This is a genomic window from Polaromonas sp. P1_F9 (genome assembly GCF_056405615.1).
The window spans coordinates 745,035-760,091 of the sequence record NZ_JBFUBT010000002.1 but is presented as its reverse complement, the minus strand read 5'-3'; the positions used below and the strand labels follow the sequence as shown (position 1 = coordinate 760,091).

General features: G+C 62.5%; 16 protein-coding genes. 7 read left to right on the top strand and 9 right to left on the bottom strand.

All coding sequences use genetic code 11. From position 1 onward, the window contains the following. Window positions 1-10: 10 nt before the first annotated feature. Window positions 11-514 carry a DUF421 domain-containing protein gene (locus tag AC1DYR_RS08770; protein WP_477704803.1) on the bottom strand — a complete coding sequence of 168 codons (504 nt, stop codon included), beginning with the start codon at window positions 512-514 and terminating at the stop codon, window positions 11-13. Between the two features lie 294 nt (window positions 515-808). On the opposite strand from AC1DYR_RS08770, the gene AC1DYR_RS08765 reads away from it, so the two are divergent. The 4 genes from AC1DYR_RS08765 to AC1DYR_RS08750 all read left to right on the top strand — a co-directional run bounded on the left by AC1DYR_RS08765 (window position 809) and on the right by AC1DYR_RS08750 (window position 2,598). Further along, on the top strand, window positions 809-1,261 hold the full coding sequence (locus tag AC1DYR_RS08765) for a hypothetical protein (protein WP_477704744.1): 453 nt from the start codon (window positions 809-811) through the stop codon (window positions 1,259-1,261). After that, window positions 1,258-1,632 (top strand): GFA family protein, encoded by a 375-nt coding sequence (locus tag AC1DYR_RS08760; RefSeq protein WP_477668189.1) that lies wholly within the window; start codon window positions 1,258-1,260, stop codon window positions 1,630-1,632. The genes AC1DYR_RS08765 and AC1DYR_RS08760 overlap by 4 nt, the downstream gene beginning before the upstream one ends. A gap of 83 nt (window positions 1,633-1,715) precedes the next feature. Continuing rightward, window positions 1,716-2,099, top strand: coding sequence for an ArsR/SmtB family transcription factor (locus tag AC1DYR_RS08755; RefSeq protein WP_457282120.1), 384 nt, complete (start codon window positions 1,716-1,718; stop codon window positions 2,097-2,099). Beyond that, on the top strand, window positions 2,086-2,598 hold the full coding sequence (locus AC1DYR_RS08750) for an SRPBCC family protein (protein ID WP_477704743.1): 513 nt from the start codon (window positions 2,086-2,088) through the stop codon (window positions 2,596-2,598). Before AC1DYR_RS08755 ends, AC1DYR_RS08750 begins: the two co-directional genes overlap by 14 nt. Before the next feature lie 11 nt (window positions 2,599-2,609). Here AC1DYR_RS08750 and AC1DYR_RS08745 read toward each other — a convergent pair whose 3' ends face one another. After that, window positions 2,610-2,840 (bottom strand): SlyX family protein, encoded by a 231-nt coding sequence (locus AC1DYR_RS08745; protein ID WP_477704802.1) that lies wholly within the window; start codon window positions 2,838-2,840, stop codon window positions 2,610-2,612. Between the two features lie 367 nt (window positions 2,841-3,207). Between AC1DYR_RS08745 and AC1DYR_RS08740 the strand changes: the two genes are divergently transcribed. Further along, entirely contained in the window at window positions 3,208-5,988 is a 2,781-nt protein-coding gene (locus tag AC1DYR_RS08740) for a hypothetical protein (protein WP_477704742.1), read from the top strand. A 116-nt stretch (window positions 5,989-6,104) separates the two neighbouring features. Here the strand turns inward: AC1DYR_RS08740 and AC1DYR_RS08735 are convergent, their stop codons facing one another. From AC1DYR_RS08735 to AC1DYR_RS08710, 6 genes are all read right to left on the bottom strand, one after another. Beyond that, a complete protein-coding gene (locus AC1DYR_RS08735) occupies window positions 6,105-7,091 on the bottom strand; it encodes a lysylphosphatidylglycerol synthase domain-containing protein (protein WP_477704741.1) in 987 nt (328 codons plus the stop codon). A gap of 106 nt (window positions 7,092-7,197) precedes the next feature. Beyond that, the gene (locus tag AC1DYR_RS08730) at window positions 7,198-8,637 is read right to left on the bottom strand and encodes an amidase (protein WP_477704740.1); all 1,440 of its coding nucleotides are present in this window, start codon (window positions 8,635-8,637) and stop codon (window positions 7,198-7,200) included. Further along, entirely contained in the window at window positions 8,634-9,320 is a 687-nt protein-coding gene (locus AC1DYR_RS08725; RefSeq protein WP_477704739.1) for an amino acid ABC transporter permease, read from the bottom strand. Before AC1DYR_RS08725 ends, AC1DYR_RS08730 begins: the two co-directional genes overlap by 4 nt. Then, on the bottom strand, window positions 9,317-9,973 hold the full coding sequence (locus tag AC1DYR_RS08720) for an amino acid ABC transporter permease (protein WP_457282114.1): 657 nt from the start codon (window positions 9,971-9,973) through the stop codon (window positions 9,317-9,319). Before AC1DYR_RS08720 ends, AC1DYR_RS08725 begins: the two co-directional genes overlap by 4 nt. Continuing rightward, on the bottom strand, window positions 9,973-10,761 hold the full coding sequence (locus AC1DYR_RS08715) for an amino acid ABC transporter ATP-binding protein (RefSeq protein ID WP_477704738.1): 789 nt from the start codon (window positions 10,759-10,761) through the stop codon (window positions 9,973-9,975). Before AC1DYR_RS08715 ends, AC1DYR_RS08720 begins: the two co-directional genes overlap by 1 nt. 73 nt (window positions 10,762-10,834) lie before the next feature. Further along, window positions 10,835-11,701, bottom strand: coding sequence for a substrate-binding periplasmic protein (locus AC1DYR_RS08710; protein WP_477704737.1), 867 nt, complete (start codon window positions 11,699-11,701; stop codon window positions 10,835-10,837). 102 nt (window positions 11,702-11,803) lie between these two features. On the opposite strand from AC1DYR_RS08710, the gene AC1DYR_RS08705 reads away from it, so the two are divergent. Further along, window positions 11,804-12,952 (top strand): GlxA family transcriptional regulator, encoded by a 1,149-nt coding sequence (locus AC1DYR_RS08705; protein WP_477704736.1) that lies wholly within the window; start codon window positions 11,804-11,806, stop codon window positions 12,950-12,952. Here AC1DYR_RS08705 and AC1DYR_RS08700 read toward each other — a convergent pair. Next, window positions 12,876-14,324 (bottom strand): sensor histidine kinase, encoded by a 1,449-nt coding sequence (locus AC1DYR_RS08700; protein ID WP_477704735.1) that lies wholly within the window; start codon window positions 14,322-14,324, stop codon window positions 12,876-12,878. The two genes, AC1DYR_RS08705 and AC1DYR_RS08700, sit on opposite strands and share 77 nt — an antisense overlap. Window positions 14,325-14,723: 399 nt before the next feature. Here AC1DYR_RS08700 and AC1DYR_RS08695 point away from each other — a divergent pair, with 399 nt between their 5' ends. After that, window positions 14,724-15,017, top strand: a complete 294-nt coding sequence (locus AC1DYR_RS08695; protein ID WP_477704734.1) for a type 2 periplasmic-binding domain-containing protein — start codon at window positions 14,724-14,726, stop codon at window positions 15,015-15,017. Window positions 15,018-15,057 lie beyond the last annotated feature (40 nt).

Genomic DNA, 15,057 nt, shown 5'->3' with positions numbered 1-15,057 from the left:
CAGTCCCCAGTCAGCCGGCAATGACGCGTTCTTTGACCGGTGACGTATCGTTCGACGACTCCTTCAGGACGCTGATTTTCCCGTCCGCCTCCAGGAAGGCAAACCGCATGTCCGACTTGTCGCAGTCGGCCTCGCGCAACGCCTGCTCCACATCGCACAAGGGCACGCGCTGTGCCTTGAGCACCTCCAGAAACACCTCGCCGTTGCGGCCCACCAGCAAGGGGCGGCCTTCCAGCACGTTTTGCACGCGGCGGCTGCGCGAGGTAATGAACGCGACGAGCACATTCAGTGCCACCAGCGTGATGGCCGCCAGCAGGCCGCCTGTAACAGATTCGTCCCCTCCGTTCAGTGCGCTGGAGACCGACTCGCTCAGCAGCATCACCACCAGCAAGTCAAACGGTGTGAATTGGCCCACGGTGCGCCGCCCCGAAACGCGCACCATGGCCAGCAGCGCAAGGTAAATGATGACCGCCCGCAGGGGCAGCTCCCACCAGGAGACGTTGAGTTCAAACATGGCATTCATCAGCAAAATCAGCAAGGCACGCCGAGCCATCATTTAAGGAAACGCCGGTGGCGCAAGGTGTCGGTTGCCTTGCCCGGCCCTTGTAGGACATCTGGCCAGCGGGTTCGCGCCTGGGCGCTTGCCCTTGTCACGGCAGATGCGCGGGGGAATGCGCCTGCTGACAACCAGGAAGCGGTTTTGTCCCACAACTGCGCCCCCTGCGGCTTTGCAGAATAAAACCGATGGCGGGTTGCCCGCCATCATTGCGCGTGGTTCGCGCCGGTACAAGCAGAAAGAAGGCACAGCATGGCAAAAAGCAGCATTGCGGGTGGCAGCATTCCGCCCGAACAGTGGATGCGCGGAAAAGACACACAGTCGCTCGGCCCGGGCGACAGTTCAGACACCGGCAGCGACACGCTAGGTGCCTACAGCGAAGAGGAGCTGGCCAGCGACAGCGACGCTGCCGGTACCGGCGAGCGTGCCGGTGTCATCGGCGACGAGCGCCCTGATGCCGACATCCTGCCCGACCGGACAATGGACGAGGCCGACTTCCTTGAAGAAGGCGCCCGTGATGAAGACCCGGAAGCAAGGGGCGAGGAGGGCGAAGTTAGCTGCGCCCCAGGCGGTACAGAGGAAATTGCCGGCGTCGTGGCCGATGAAGATGAAGATGATGAAGATGAAGAAGATGAAACGGATGAAGAAGATGAATACGGGGAAGGTGAAGACGGCGATGCAACAGTTCGAGGAGGTGGTGCATGACGATCACAGGAAGCTGCCATTGCGGCAAAAACGCCTTTCGCATTGACGGCGAAATCCCCGCGCAGCTCACGCGCTGCACCTGCTCGTTTTGCGCCAGGCGCGGTGCGCTGCTGGCGTACTACACACCCGGGCAGTTCCACGTCACCACGCCCACGGACGGTGACGCCATCTACCGCTGGCAGACCAAGCTGGTAGACCACCACTTCTGCGCCGAATGCGGTGTGTCCACTTATTCAGACAGCCCGGCATTCGAGATGGACGGCAGCTGGGACGGCACCACCCGCCGCATCGGCGTCAACGCCCGCCTCTTTGACGGGTTTGACGCGGCCGAAGCACCTGTGACGGTGATCGACGGCAAGAACCTCTGGTAGTTGAGCCCAAGCCGCAAGCCGTTGACATCCTGTTTTGATCGCCATAATATAGCCAAATAGCTATATAAACGATTGGCCATGTAATGACCCCAGACACCCTCAACAAGGCGTTCGCCGCCCTCGCGGACCCGACCCGCCGCGCCATCGTCGCCCGGCTTGCTTCCGGCGAAGCCACGGTCAATGAACTCGCGGCGCCCTTCGACATGACGCAGCCCTCCATCTCGAAACACCTGAAGGTGCTGGAACGGGCGGGCTTGATCTCTCGCGGACGTGCGGCGCAAACCAGGCCGTGCCGCCTGGAGGCCGCGCCCCTGAAAGAAGTCGCCAGCTGGATGGCGCTGTACCGCAATGTCTGGGAAGACAGCTTCGACAGGCTCGACGCGTTTTTGCAGCCGGACACATCCACGTCATCAGCCCAGTCAACTCAATCAACCTCTGCAAAAGGAAAGAAACATGCCCGCAAATGACAGCAAGGCAGCCATGGCTTCCCCGTTCCTGATCGACCGCGTGTTCAAGGCCCCGCGTGACCGCGTCTGGAAAGCGTGGAGCGAAGCCGGCAACATCCAGCAATGGTGGGGGCCCAAGGGCTGCACCGTCGACCTGCTGCGTTTCGAGTTCAGGCCCGGCGGGTTTTTTCACTACGCCATGAAGTTTCCGGGCGCACCCACGATGTGGGGCCGGTTCAATTACCGTGAAATAGCCGCGGGTGAACGCATCGTGTGGCTCAACTCGTTTGCCAACGAACACTGCGGCATTGCGCGCGCACCGTTCAGCGAAGCCTGCCCCCTGGAAATAGAAAACACCGTGACCTTCACCGAGAAAAACGGAAGCACCATCGTGGCACTGCGCGCACAACCCTTTGGTGAGCTTGCGGCTGAGCGCCAGTACTTTGAAGAGCTCAAGCCGTCGCTCACGCAAGGCTACGGCGGCACCCTCGACCAGCTCGCCGACCATCTCGGCGCCTGAGCGGCGCGGGCCTAGAAGTGCGGCGGCAGCTCGTCGCGCAGGCTGCGGCCCACCGTCACATCGCCGTCGCGCAACGGGCCGGCTTTCAGTTCGGCCACCTCGCGCACCAGCGCATCGATTTGCTGCTGCTGCCGCACGATGACCTTGTCGAGCTGGTCCAGCAGGTCTTCGGTGAAGCTGGCCTTGATCTCCAGCGCCGTCAGGCGCTGGTCGGTTTGAGGTGTGTCGTTCGTCGGTTCCATGCCTGTATTGGACATGAAGCTGCGCCGGGAGGGCGTAAATGTGCCCCAGCGGCCTCCAAAACGCCAAATTATGAATGTTTTTAGCCTGTAGCCCTTATAGAACTTGCGCCCCCAGCTATGTTATTGATAGCAGTCGAGGGTGATGAAACCGTCAGGTGAAACCGGTTTCATCCCGATCCCGGCTGCCGGATGGCGCCAGCACCTGTGCGCGGCTTCGATACGATTTGTGGGAATAAGGGCCTTGTCTTTCCCGCACCGCCTGCCTAAGCTGGCCTGAGTCTTTGCAGGGCGTCGCGTTTCATGGCAACGCCGGAGCCGTCTTCAAAGCCCATTCGGTAGCTGCGTTGTTTGCCCAAGGAGGCGAGATATGACCGAGCCAGGCACTGGAAACCCCGTCACACCGGAACAGGCACAGGAACAAGCGCAAGAGCAGGCGCAGGAGGGGGCGCAAGAAGAAGAGCGCAAGGCCATTGATTTCCGGCGAGGTTTTGTTTACGCCAGCGGCACGGCCCCCCAGGAGTTGTGGGGCCTGGCCTTGTCGGGCGGCGGCATTCGCAGCGCCACCTTTTGCCTTGGCGTGTTGCAGGCGCTGGCAAAAGCCGGGTTCAACCTGCCGGGGGAAAGTGGCCCGGGAAGCGGCCCGGGAAGAGGCGCTAACGACAGGCAAAAGCCCTGGCCGCTGCTCGCCCGCTTTGATTTCCTTTCCACCGTCAGCGGAGGCGGGTACACCGGCAGTTTTTTCTCGGCCCTGTTTCGCCCCCGCGATCCCCTCACGCCTGCGGCGCCCCATACACCCCCTGCGCCACCCGCGCCCGATGTGCTGGCCACCGAAGCCTACGAAGCACTCGCGACCGACCCGCCCGGCAGGCTGAGCAAGGTCCAGACAGCACTCACCCAGATGCCTGACCGTCCCTTGCGCTGGCTGCGCGAAAACGGGCGTTACCTGGCACCGAACAACACCGGTGACTTTCTCTACGACATCGCCATCGCCATACGCAACCTCTGTGCGGTGCATTACGTGATCGGCGTGACCTTGCTGACCATCTTTCTTTTGATGTTTGCCCTGCGTTACGGCAGCCTGCAGATTCCATGGGAGGGGTTTCATGCGCTGGGGCTTACGCTGGAATCCATGATGCAGCCCAGGCCTCCGCTGAAGGGCGGAGACATCTGGTTCAGCCCGTGGTTCGGTGTGCTGGGCATCTGGCTTGTGCTTGCGGTCATACCGTGCGGCGCGGCCTACTGGCTCGACCAGGACACCTCGCCTTCCGGCGCCGGTACAGCCGGCGCAAAGAAAGCGCCGCTGCCGGCCATTCCCGCACCGGCGCTGGCGGCTGCCGGCTTGCTGGCCGCGGGTGTGCTGGCTGCCTGTGTCTTCTGGAGCCGGGTAGCGCCGCCGGCCGCCGGCGCCGGGTCACTGTTTGAGGCTGTTCCGGTGCCTGTTTTGCTGCTGGTGCTGATCGATGTCATCCTGGCTTTTTCCCTGGGCGTGTTTTTTGTGGCGAAGTACCTTCCACAGCAATCACCCGGGCTGTTTCGCAACCGCATCACACGGTGGCTCTCCAGGGTATTGACGTACGCATTCATCATTGCCGTGCTGGCGCTGATTGAAACCGCGGGGCAGACGCTGTATCTCTGGCTGGCGACAAGGCAGTCAATGCCGTTGACCGTCTTCAGCGTGGCTGGCGTGGTCGCGGCCCTGGTGGCGGCGGTGAAGCAGTTTGCGCCGGTGCTGGCACAGCCCGGAAAAAACGGCCTGCTCAGCAGGCTTCCGCTCAACACCCTGCTTGGCGCGGTCGGGCTGGCGCTGGCCCTGCTGCTGGCCGTGGCCTGGAACTGCGCGGCCGCGGCCCTGCTGTTTGGCATGCAGCCGCCGCTGCCGGGGCTTGGGCAGCTGATGATCGAATCCATGTTCACCACGGTCCGTTTTGGCCAGGACTCGTCATGGGTCTGGCAATACTTCTACCCCGTCATCTCCATTGTGTTTTGCCTGACGGCTGTGGCGGTGGCGGGCTACTTTCTGGGGTTCATCAATTTGTCGAGCCTGCAGGTGATGTACGGCGCGCGCCTCACGCGTGCCTACCTGGGTGCGTCCAACAAGGCACGGTTTGAATCGGAACGGCCCAAGATGGACGTGACCGAGGCCGATGCAAGCGACGACTTCACGCGCGAGGCCTACTACCGGAACGACCACCTGGGTCCGGCCCACCTCATCAACGTGACCATCAATGCCACCACGGGCACCGGCGACCAGCTGACGCAGCGGGACAGGCAGGGCTTGCCGCTGGCGGTCACGCCTGCGGGCATTACCGTGGACGGCAGGCTCTGGAATGCAAAGACCGGCAATTTTGCAGGCACGCAGGCCAAAGCCGCCAGGCGGGCGCCGCCCGAGCTGTCCATCGGCCAATGGGTGGGCGTGTCGGGCGCGGCATTTTCGACGGGGCTGGGCCGCGGCACCTCGCTGGGGCAGGCCATGCTTTTCACCATCACCAACATACGCCTGGGCTGGTGGTGGGACTCCGGCAAAAAGGACACCAAAACACCTTTTTTTCTATGGCGCAACCAGAGCTATCTGCAGTGCGAATTGCGGGCCCGCTTCCTGGGCACGGACGGCTCGCACTGGTACCTGAGCGACGGCGGGCACTTTGAGAACACCGGTGTCTTCGAGCTGTTGCGCAGGCGGGTGGAATTCATCGTCTGCTGCGACTGCGGCGCAGACCCGAACTACAGCTTTGAAGACCTTGCCAATCTGATGCGCCTGGCACGCATTGATTTCGGTGCCGAGTTTGAATGCGTCGGGCCGAGCGCGGTGCCACGGCTTGCACCCAATGCCGCCACACTCGCGCCCTATTTCGCCCGCGACGAATCTGAACTGCGCCCGGCAACCGACCCGCTGGCGCCACTCGACGAAAAATGCGCACTGCTCTACCGCGTGCGCTATGCCAGCAGCCAGCCGGGCAAGCCCTCTGAAAGTATTTTGCTGGTGCTCAAGCCGCGTTTGATCAAGGGCGCGCCCCTTGACCTGTTTGAATACCAGACCAAAAAACCATCGTTCCCGCAGCAAACCACGTTTGACCAGTTCTTTGACGAAGCGCAGTGGGAAAGCTACCGAAAGCTGGGCGTGCTGATTGGCTCGCGCATATTCAGGTAGTGCGTGTGGTGCCTGGCCGGGTCTGCCGCACGGTGGCCTCGCCGGGTTGATTTGGCATAAATTTTGCCTCCAGCCCTTTCTGGTATTGCGCGAGCAGCTACGTTATTGATAGCAACTCATGGCGAATGGGCATCCGCATGGGTTGACGCATACCGCTCCAGCAGCGCATACAGCACCAGCCCGCCCGCCAGCGGCAACAGGTAGTAAAGCGCGCGGTAGGCCAGCACCGCGCCCATCAGCGCCCCCTGGCGCACGCTGCCCGACAGCAGCGCCAGGTAGACCGCCTCCAGCACACCCAGCCCGCCGGGGATCGGCATGATCACCCCCACGATGGACGCCGCCATCAGCACGCCCAGCACAGTGGTGTAGGGCACTTGCTGGCCCAGCAGCAAATACATGGCCGCTCCCATCAGTGCCCAGTTGCTGGCTGAAATACCCAGCTGCACCAGGGCCAGCTGCGCAGAAGGCAGCTTCAGCCGCCGCCCGCGCACCCGCCACACGTGCCCGCGCGCCAACGCGCACGCCACCACGTAGCCCAGTGCAATCAGCACCATCACCACGCCCAGCAGGCGCAGCGCCGCGGCGCCAATGTGTGCCTGGCTGGGCGGCGCAATGGCGCCGGCGGCAAAGAGGCTGCCCGCCACCAGCCCATAGCCCAGCCAGTTGGTCGCAAGGCTCAAGCCCACGATCTGCGCAATGGTGGCTTCGTCCAGCCCGGCCCGCGCATACAGCCGCGCCCGCAGCGCCACCCCGCCGACCAGCGAGCCCAGGTTCAGGTTAAAGGCATAGCTGGTGACCGCAATGGCCCAGGTCTGCAGGCGCGGCAGCTTGTGGCGCGTGTGCTGCCGGCCTATCAGGTCAAAGCAGCCATACAGCGCATGGCTGGCCGTGGCCAGGCCCAGCACGGCAAGCAGCAAAAGAGGTGAGTAGCGCCGCAGCGTCTGCCAGGCGCCTTCCCAGTCCACCTTGTGGGCATGGGAAACCAGCAAACCCAGGACGACGATGCCCAGCGCAGGAAACACCCAGCGGCGGATGCGCGGCCACAGCGACGTTGCGGCTGCCGGGGACGTGCTGTCGGAAAGGTGAGCCGCAGTGCTGGGCATGATCAGTGCATTTTCAGCAAGGCGCAAAGCGAACTCCAGCGAGGCTGGCGCTGATTTTTGTAGGCGAAAACCGACGGCGGCCCACCAGGCGGCAGCGCCGCCCCTTTCAGCGCTCTAGCTCAAGGCCTGCGGGATACAAGCGGTTCCACGGCGTTGCCTTCTCAAACGCAAACGCTGCGCGCAATATCGTGGGCTCGGCGAAGGGCCGCCCGATCACTTGAATCGAAACCGGAAGTCCGCCGTCAGACAGCCCTGCCGGTATGGCGACCGAGCACAGATCCAGCAGGTTCACAAAGCGGCCGAACCTTGACAGCGGCGTGGCCAGTTCATCGACCTCGCTGACGGGAATGGCGGTAATGGCGTTGGTCGGAAATACACAAACATCCACGCCGTCCATGGCGTCCAGCATCGCGGCTTTCGCAGACTCGCGGTCGCGCAGCAGGGTGATGTACTGGGCGGCCCCGATGTCCCGGCCCAGCATGATCCGCCGCTTGATGTTCGGGTCAAACTCCAGCTCATTGCGCTCAAAAAGCGTGCCGAGATTGGCATAGCCTTCAGCGCTCATCAGGCTGCCTGCAATGCGCATGGATTGCGCCAGGCTTTGCGGAAGCGGCTTGTCCACCAGCGTCATGCCAAGCCCGGTGAACACGGAAAGAGACCTGTCGTAAGCCTTAAGCACTTCCGGGTCCACGTCTTCGCGTTCAGCTTTTGGCAGGGTCCAGACCCGCATTCCCCTGACATCTTTTTCAATCTCTTTTGAAACCGAACGCGAGGGCGAAAAGCGGGATGCCGCGTCCTGCGGGTCAGGCCCCGCCAGCACGTCCAGCAGCGTCGCGCAATCCTTCACCGTCCGCGTGATGGGCCCCACTGTGTCATGCGTGGGGCACAGGTCAATCAGGCCGTAGCGGCTGATCAGGCCATGTGTCGTTTTCAGCCCCACCAGCCCGCAGAGCCCGGCCGGAATGCGAACAGAGCCGCCGGTGTCCGTACCCAGCGCTGCGCTGGCCATGCCCGCCGAAACCGCCACGGCCGAGCCGCTGCTGGAGCCGCCGGGCACACGGTGGGTTTCAAGGTCCCAGGGGTTCCAGGGTGTGCCCATGGAGGTATTGGTTCCCCAGCCGCCAAAGGCAAATTCCACCGTGTGTGTTTTCCCCAGCACGATGGCGCCGGCTGCCCTCAATCGGTCGACCACCGTCGCCGTGATGGTGGAGGTGCGCGGCGGAAGCGATCTGGAGCCCGCGGTGATGGCATGGCCTTTAATTTCAAACAGGTCTTTGACGGCAATGGTCACACCATGCAGCGGGCCGACCGTGAAGCCGGCCTGCCTGAGCTTGTCCAGGCCGCGGGCGGCCTGCAAGGCTTCATCTGCATAGAGGTCTACATAGGCGTGCAGCTTGGCGTCAAAGGCGTCTATGCGTGAGAGCTGGTTTTCGACCAGTGTTTCGCTGTTGGTCTCTCCGCTGGCCAGAGCCTCGAGCGTCTGCTCCATGGAAGCGTAGGCAAGCGGGGTGTTGGAGATATGGGAGGTATGGGCGGTGTCGGTCATGCAGCACCCATGACCCGCCGGCCGCGCGAGAGGCGCTTTTCAAGCGCGCGCGAAAGCATTGACAAGGGGAAAGCAATGGCAAAGTAGAAGGCGCCCACCAGCAGGAAGATGTGCAGGGGCAGGAAGAACTCGCTGGACATGGCCCGCGCCGTCAGCATCAGCTCGTCCGTGGCGATCAATGCGCACAGCGAGCTGTCTTTTAACAGCGCCACATAGGTGTTCAGCAGCGGTGGCAGCATAACGCGCAGCGCCTGGGGAAACACCACATGCATGAACACCTGGTGCGGCGCCAGGCCGACGGCCAGGGCTGCTTCGCGCTGCCCGCGATGAATTGACTGCAGGCCTCCGCGCAAAATCTCGGCAACATAGGCCGCGCCGTGCAGGCCCAGCCCGACCACCCCGGCCCAGAAGCCCGGCAGCGTGAGGCCCAGCGGCGGCAGCGCAAAGTAGAGCGCCAGCAGCAGCGCGAGCAAGGGCACGGTGCGCACGAACTGGATGAAGAAGTTCGCGGCAAAACGCAGGGCCGGCCGGCCGCTGCGGATCATGGTCACCAGGGCTGCTCCCAGAACCAGAGCCATCACAAAGCCCGCAGACGACAGCTTTGCCGTTACCTTGGCCGCCTCGGCAAGGCGGGGAGCCCACTCGGGCCAGTATTGCAGGAAGACTGCAAAAAAGCTGTTCATCGCTTGTTCTCCATGCGGCTTTCGGCCTTGGCAAATCCCCAACTGACCGGCAGCACCATGGCCGCATACAACAGCATGGCGGCAAGATAGATCAGGGTGGTTTCAAAGGTAGAGGTCACCAGGTTCCTGGCAAAAAACATGATTTCCGGCGCGGCAATTGCCGACGCAATGGACGTATCTTTGAGCAGCTGGCTGGTGTAGTTGCCGAGGGATGGCCACGTCACCCGCAGCATTTGTGGAAGAAGAATGTGAATCAGCGCCTGCCGCGGTGTCATTCCGACGGAAAGGGCGGCCTCGCGCTGCCCGGCATGAAGGCACTTGAGCCCGGCGACAAATACATCGCACAACACCGCTGCGCCAACCAGCCCCAGGCCCAAAATCGCCGCCACCAGCGGCGAGAGCCGTATGCCGACGGCCGCCAGCCCGAAATAGATCACGAAGAGGTGGGCCAATGCCGGAACGTTGCGCATCCATTCGATGTAGGCGGCAATGGCCAGCTTCAGCAAACGAAAGCGTGCGAAAGTGACTGTCACCGCCAGCAGCATTCCGCCCGCCAGCGCAATGACGAAAGCACCCAGGGCTACCACCGCGGCGGTGACCGCGCCACCCATCAGCACGGCGAGGATGCCCCCGAAAATTCCCAGCTGTTCCATCACCTGGCCAGCCCCGGGTTGTCAGCCACCTGGCCGAGAAAGCTGCGGGTGCGTTCCAGCTGCGGGTTGTTGATGACATCGACAGCGGGGCCCTGCTCAACAATGTGGCCGCCGTCCATGAAGATCACGCGGTCTGCCACGTCCCTGGCAAAGCGGATTTCGTGTGTGACCAGAATCATCGAGCGGCCCTCTTCGGCCAACTCACGAATCACGGTGAGCACCTCGCCGACCAGCTCCGGGTCAAGCGCAGAGGTTGGCTCGTCAAAAAGAATGAGCTTGGGTTGCTGGGTCAAGGCCCTGGCAATGGCCACGCGCTGCTGTTGCCCCCCGGACAAACGCTCCGGGTATTCATCGGCCTTGCTGGAAAGGTGAACCTTCTCCAGCATGGCGTCAGCGAGCTCATAGGCTTCGGGTTTCGACATGCCGCCGGCCTTGATGGAGCCCAGGGCCACGTTGTCGCGAACGTTCAGGTGCGGCCACAAATAAAACAACTGGAACACCATGCCGATCTCGCGGCGCTGCGGCGCAAGTTCGCGGTCATTCATGAAGCGGAACCCGCCGTGCCGGGTTGGCACCTGGCCGATTCGTTCGCCGTCAAGCACGATGGCGCCTTCGCCCGGCTGTTCCAGAAAATTCAGGCAGCGCAGGCAGGTCGACTTTCCGGAGCCGCTGGGCCCGATCAACGAAAGGGTTTCGCCTTTACTCAGGTCAAAGGAAATCCCCTTGAGCACTTCAAGCGGGCCGTAGCTTTTCTTCAGCCCGTCGACTTTTAACAGGGTGTTGTTCATGGGGTTCAGTTTTTTGACGCAGACGAACGCATGAGAAAAACACGCATTCGCCTGTATCCATGCTTCGAAGGGCTTACTTGCAGGACGGCAGTTTCCAGTCGGCAGGGCGGTCTACGCCGGCGCGGTAGTTCTGGCCCACAGGCACATACCAGACGTCTTGCACCAGGCCGTATTTGCCGCCGATCTTCTTGAGCTCACAGCTCTGCCAGAGCTTGGCGATTTCCGCGTTCACGGCCTTGGCGAGTTCCGGGTTGTCCTTGTTCAGGCCAAACACCACCTGGCCCAGCCCGGTGAGCAGGGGGTAGTCCGGGTTGTTGTCAACAAAGGCGTTGAACTTGAGCTTCCATTGCGGGTTGCGCGAAATGGCGTACTGCATCACGGGCGGGTCGCCGATGACGGCGTCAATACGGCCGGCCAGCAGGTCGCGCACTGCCGCGTCGGATGTGTCATACATCGTCAGTTGCAGGCCGGTGATTTTGCGAAGCTCGGGAATGAACGAAAAACCGGTGATCGTGCCGACCTTTTTGCCTTCCAGGTCCTTGAGGTGCGACCAGTTGGTCTTGCTTGACTGGGTGATGCCGTTCTTGAAGTAATGGATCGGGTCGCTCAAGGTCATGATCTTCGAGCGCTGCTCGGTCCAGCCCATGGTGCCGGCCATCACGTCGACACGTTTGGCCTGCACCGAAGCAATGGTGCCCGACCATTCCATGAGGGCCGGTTTCACCTTGAGCTTGACGGCCTCGGCCACGCGCTGGAGGATCTCGCCGTCGTAGCCGATCATGGCGCCGTCCTGGTAGCCCGTGCCCGGCATGTCGCCGGTGAAGGCGATCGTCAACGCGTCTTTTTCAACGGTTTGCAAGGCCTGGGCGTTGGCAGCCGGCAGTACCGCCCCCGCGGCGAGAAGCATGCACAAGAGGCGTGCGGCGAATGTTTTTTTCATGAAAACTCCTGATGGTGGTTTAACGAAACTCTCACTGACGGGGTGGATGGTATGAAGCACCGTCAACTTGTCATAGGAAGCTTTGGCGTGTAAATTGAACGTATGCGACATTCAGGAAAATTACCGACAAAGGGCGCTTCTGCGCCCAAAGCTGCGGCGGCAAAGCGCGCAAAGCGTGCACCCGCGAAGGCCAACAGGGCTGCCGGCGTACAGGATGAGGGCAACCAGCTGGTGGACCGGCTTGACGCGGCCAAGGCCAAAACGCCTCCCAAAGCCGGTGTGGAACTGCGGGTCGGTATTTTTCTGTGCCCGCGTTTTCCCCTGTTGTCGCTGGCGGGGCTGTGCGATGCGCTGCGCCACGCCGCAGACCTGGGCGACCAGAGCCGACAGCTTCGCTGCACGTGGGCGGTGCTCAGCGCCGCCGGCGAGACCGTGGCCTCCAGCTGTGGCGTCGAAGTGGCCACGCTGCCCGCGGCTTCGTCGGACTGCAACTTTGATTACGTGGCGGTGATCGGGGGCTTGCTGCCCTTCATGAAAACGGCCGACCCTCGAGGTGTGAAGTTTCTGAACCACGCCGCAAAAGCCGGTGTGCCGTTGATCGGCATTTGCACCGGCAGCTTTGCGCTTGCGCGGCATGGGTTCATGCAAGGCCGCATGGCCTGTGTTCATCCCTTCCATGTCAATGACTGGAAGGAAGCCTTTCCCGATCTACCCTTCACCACCAACTGCGACTACATCTTTGATGGTGACCGGATCACCTGCGCGGGCGGTATCTCCATCATCGAGCTGGCCACTGAGCTGATTCGCCTGCATTGCGGGCCGGACCGCGCCGCCAAGGTTGTGCACCAGATGACGGTAACCCGCAAATCCGCCATCTCCCACGTCGCGCGCCGGCGCGCGCTGGGCTATGCCTGTGCCGACAACGACAAGCTACGCCAGGCCATCGTGCTGATGGAAAAGAACATCACCACGCCGCTTGAAATTTCCGTCATCGCCAAAATTGTGGATTCCAGCAGCCGGCAACTTGAAAGGGTTTTTCTGGCAGAAACGGGCGCTTCCCCTTCGGGGTTTTACCGCAACTCGCGGCTCAAGTACGGCCGGTGGCTGCTGACCTCAACCGATTCACCGGTGAGCACCATCGCCTACGAATGCGGCTTTGCCGATGCCTCGCACTTCATCCGGCACTTTCAACAGCTGTATGGTGTTTCGCCCGGACGGTTGCGGAAGGCGTTGCCTGCGGTGGAGGTGTAGGCTCAATTACAGGCCCAGGTACAGGCCCGTGGGGGGTATTTGCGCTTTTCTCAACCTCTTCGTATCGGGGCAGCTCCACCCAGAAGACACTGCCACGTCCCCGGCGGTCCGTCATGCCCACGGGGTGCCGCAGCAGCTGGCTCAGGCGGTAGACGACCGCCAGCTCCAGCCCAAAGCCCTCGGCCATGCCCTGCTGCGGGATGCCTTCAGAGAAAGTCTGCTGGCGTTCACGCGCAACGCCCGTGCCCGTGTCCCACAGCTCTATGCGCCACTTGCCCCGGCGCGGTCGCGCGGCCAGCAACACACCGCCGCCATGCGTGTTGCGCAAGGCGTTCGACAGCAGGCAGCCCACCAGCCGCGTGAGCAGCACCGGGTCTGACACCGCCCGTCCCGCGGCGGTTCGGGTGCGCAGGCGCAAGCCTTTTTCGCGCGCCTGCGGCGTGTGCTCTTCGGCCAGCGTGTGGACCAGCGCGGCCAGGTCTACCGGCTGCAGGTGCACGCTCAGCGAAGCCGGTTCCAGCCCTGCCAGGCTGAACAGCGATTCAAACAGCTCGTCAATCTTGCGTGTCGAATCGCCAATCTTGCGCGCAATCTGCGCCGCAAACTCCGGCTCCGCCGTCAACCATTCGGCATACGGGCCCAGCGCATGCACGGGGTGGCGCAGCTCATGCGCGGCGCTGGCAATAAAGCTGCTCCGCACGGCCTCCGCCTCCGCCAGGGCCTGTTTGCGCTCCTCCAGGGCCTTGATCAGTTCCTGGCGGTCGAACTGCCGCTCCAGGCTTATGCGCTGGGCCCGGTACATGCGCCGGCCCGTCACATGGGCCACCCACAGGAAGACCAGCACCACCCCCATCTCGGCGCCGGTGTCGAGCACCGAAGGAACACCCCCCGTCAGGTCTATTCGCCAGGCCAGGGCCGCCAGCACCGAGGCACTCAAGCCGTTGCAGTACGCTGAGACGGTACGCAAGCTCGGCGGGCCCGAAGCCACCGCGACCACCGCGATGCCCCCCAGGATCATGATGCACACCAGTTGATCTTCAATGGGGGCCTGGCGGTACACCACAAACATCAGCGAGCCCCAGACCACCGCGCTCAAGGGCCAGGCCCATCCAAGGAGCGACATGAACTCCCGCAGCGCCACCCCGTCGGCCTCCGCCAGGCGGTGGCGGTAAGCATGCAGGATGGCATAACGCAGCAGCGTCATGGAGCCGGTGGTCAGGGTCCATACCCACAAGTCCCATGGCGCCACACGCCCATGCAGCATTGCCACCACCACCAGAATGATCAGCACGGCCGCATGCAGCGTAGGCCGCGCATTTTGCATAAACGTGCGGGCCAGCTGCACGCTGATCCAGGCCTCGCGTGGGGTCATCGAACGGCGCCTTCGGGGGCTGCTGGCGTGGTGGGCGTCATTGAGAGCGGATTCTTCTGTGAGCGGGGCGGGGCGTGGGCAACAACAATATCAGTGATTTTCCCTTGGGTACCGGGTGGGAAGAAGGGTGCGGGAGTGGGGCTTCTACCTATTATTTGGCTTATGGACATCCACTCTGCCTTCGCTTGGGGAGATCTTCATGAAGACCTTCTTTGCGAGGTAACTGGGATTGCGGCGCGCCCGTTTGGCGTTGCGCTGTGTTCCATTGGCTTCACGGCAGCCGGGACATGAGAGTTTGGTTTTTGTTGCCCCGCCAGCCTTGTGCTGATCTTGCCAGTGTTGGCGGCGTTGGGCGAGCCGTCTTTGGTTGTCTTTGTGCGGTGGTTACACAGGCGGAACGTGTACCTTTTTATTCATGCTGCGTGCCACCTGTGTGGAACGGGGCAGGGCGCGCGTGAGCAGCTGTTTGACACGGTAGGCATGTGCGTGCAAAGCGCAGAGCGGGGTCTGAGCGTTGCCATCGCCGACGCTGCCTTGTTCACTGACTTGATTGCGTCGAAGAAGGTGGTGAAGCCCTTCGACATTGAGGTCGATAGCGGGAATGCTTATTTCCTCACTTATCCGCCTGAGCGGCGGGAGCAGCGGAACATTCGGGGCTTTGAGGAATGGCTGGTGTCTGGGTTGCGGGTGTGAGGTGGCCTTTAGTCCGTATTAAATCGGCTTATCAAGGACG

Coding starts and splice junctions, on each gene's coding strand:
- AC1DYR_RS08730 (WP_477704740.1), bottom strand. CDS start 8,637: ATGACCGACACCGCCCATACCTCCCATATCTCCAACACCCCGCTTGCC.
- AC1DYR_RS08745 (WP_477704802.1), bottom strand. CDS start 2,840: ATGGAACCGACGAACGACACACCTCAAACCGACCAGCGCCTGACGGCG.
- AC1DYR_RS08705 (WP_477704736.1), top strand. CDS start 11,804: ATGCGACATTCAGGAAAATTACCGACAAAGGGCGCTTCTGCGCCCAAA.
- AC1DYR_RS08760 (WP_477668189.1), top strand. CDS start 1,258: ATGACGATCACAGGAAGCTGCCATTGCGGCAAAAACGCCTTTCGCATT.
- AC1DYR_RS08750 (WP_477704743.1), top strand. CDS start 2,086: ATGCCCGCAAATGACAGCAAGGCAGCCATGGCTTCCCCGTTCCTGATC.
- AC1DYR_RS08725 (WP_477704739.1), bottom strand. CDS start 9,320: ATGAACAGCTTTTTTGCAGTCTTCCTGCAATACTGGCCCGAGTGGGCT.
- AC1DYR_RS08755 (WP_457282120.1), top strand. CDS start 1,716: ATGACCCCAGACACCCTCAACAAGGCGTTCGCCGCCCTCGCGGACCCG.
- AC1DYR_RS08735 (WP_477704741.1), bottom strand. CDS start 7,091: ATGCCCAGCACTGCGGCTCACCTTTCCGACAGCACGTCCCCGGCAGCC.
- AC1DYR_RS08765 (WP_477704744.1), top strand. CDS start 809: ATGGCAAAAAGCAGCATTGCGGGTGGCAGCATTCCGCCCGAACAGTGG.
- AC1DYR_RS08700 (WP_477704735.1), bottom strand. CDS start 14,324: ATGACCCCACGCGAGGCCTGGATCAGCGTGCAGCTGGCCCGCACGTTT.
- AC1DYR_RS08710 (WP_477704737.1), bottom strand. CDS start 11,701: ATGAAAAAAACATTCGCCGCACGCCTCTTGTGCATGCTTCTCGCCGCG.
- AC1DYR_RS08720 (WP_457282114.1), bottom strand. CDS start 9,973: ATGGAACAGCTGGGAATTTTCGGGGGCATCCTCGCCGTGCTGATGGGT.
- AC1DYR_RS08740 (WP_477704742.1), top strand. CDS start 3,208: ATGACCGAGCCAGGCACTGGAAACCCCGTCACACCGGAACAGGCACAG.
- AC1DYR_RS08715 (WP_477704738.1), bottom strand. CDS start 10,761: ATGAACAACACCCTGTTAAAAGTCGACGGGCTGAAGAAAAGCTACGGC.
- AC1DYR_RS08770 (WP_477704803.1), bottom strand. CDS start 514: ATGTTTGAACTCAACGTCTCCTGGTGGGAGCTGCCCCTGCGGGCGGTC.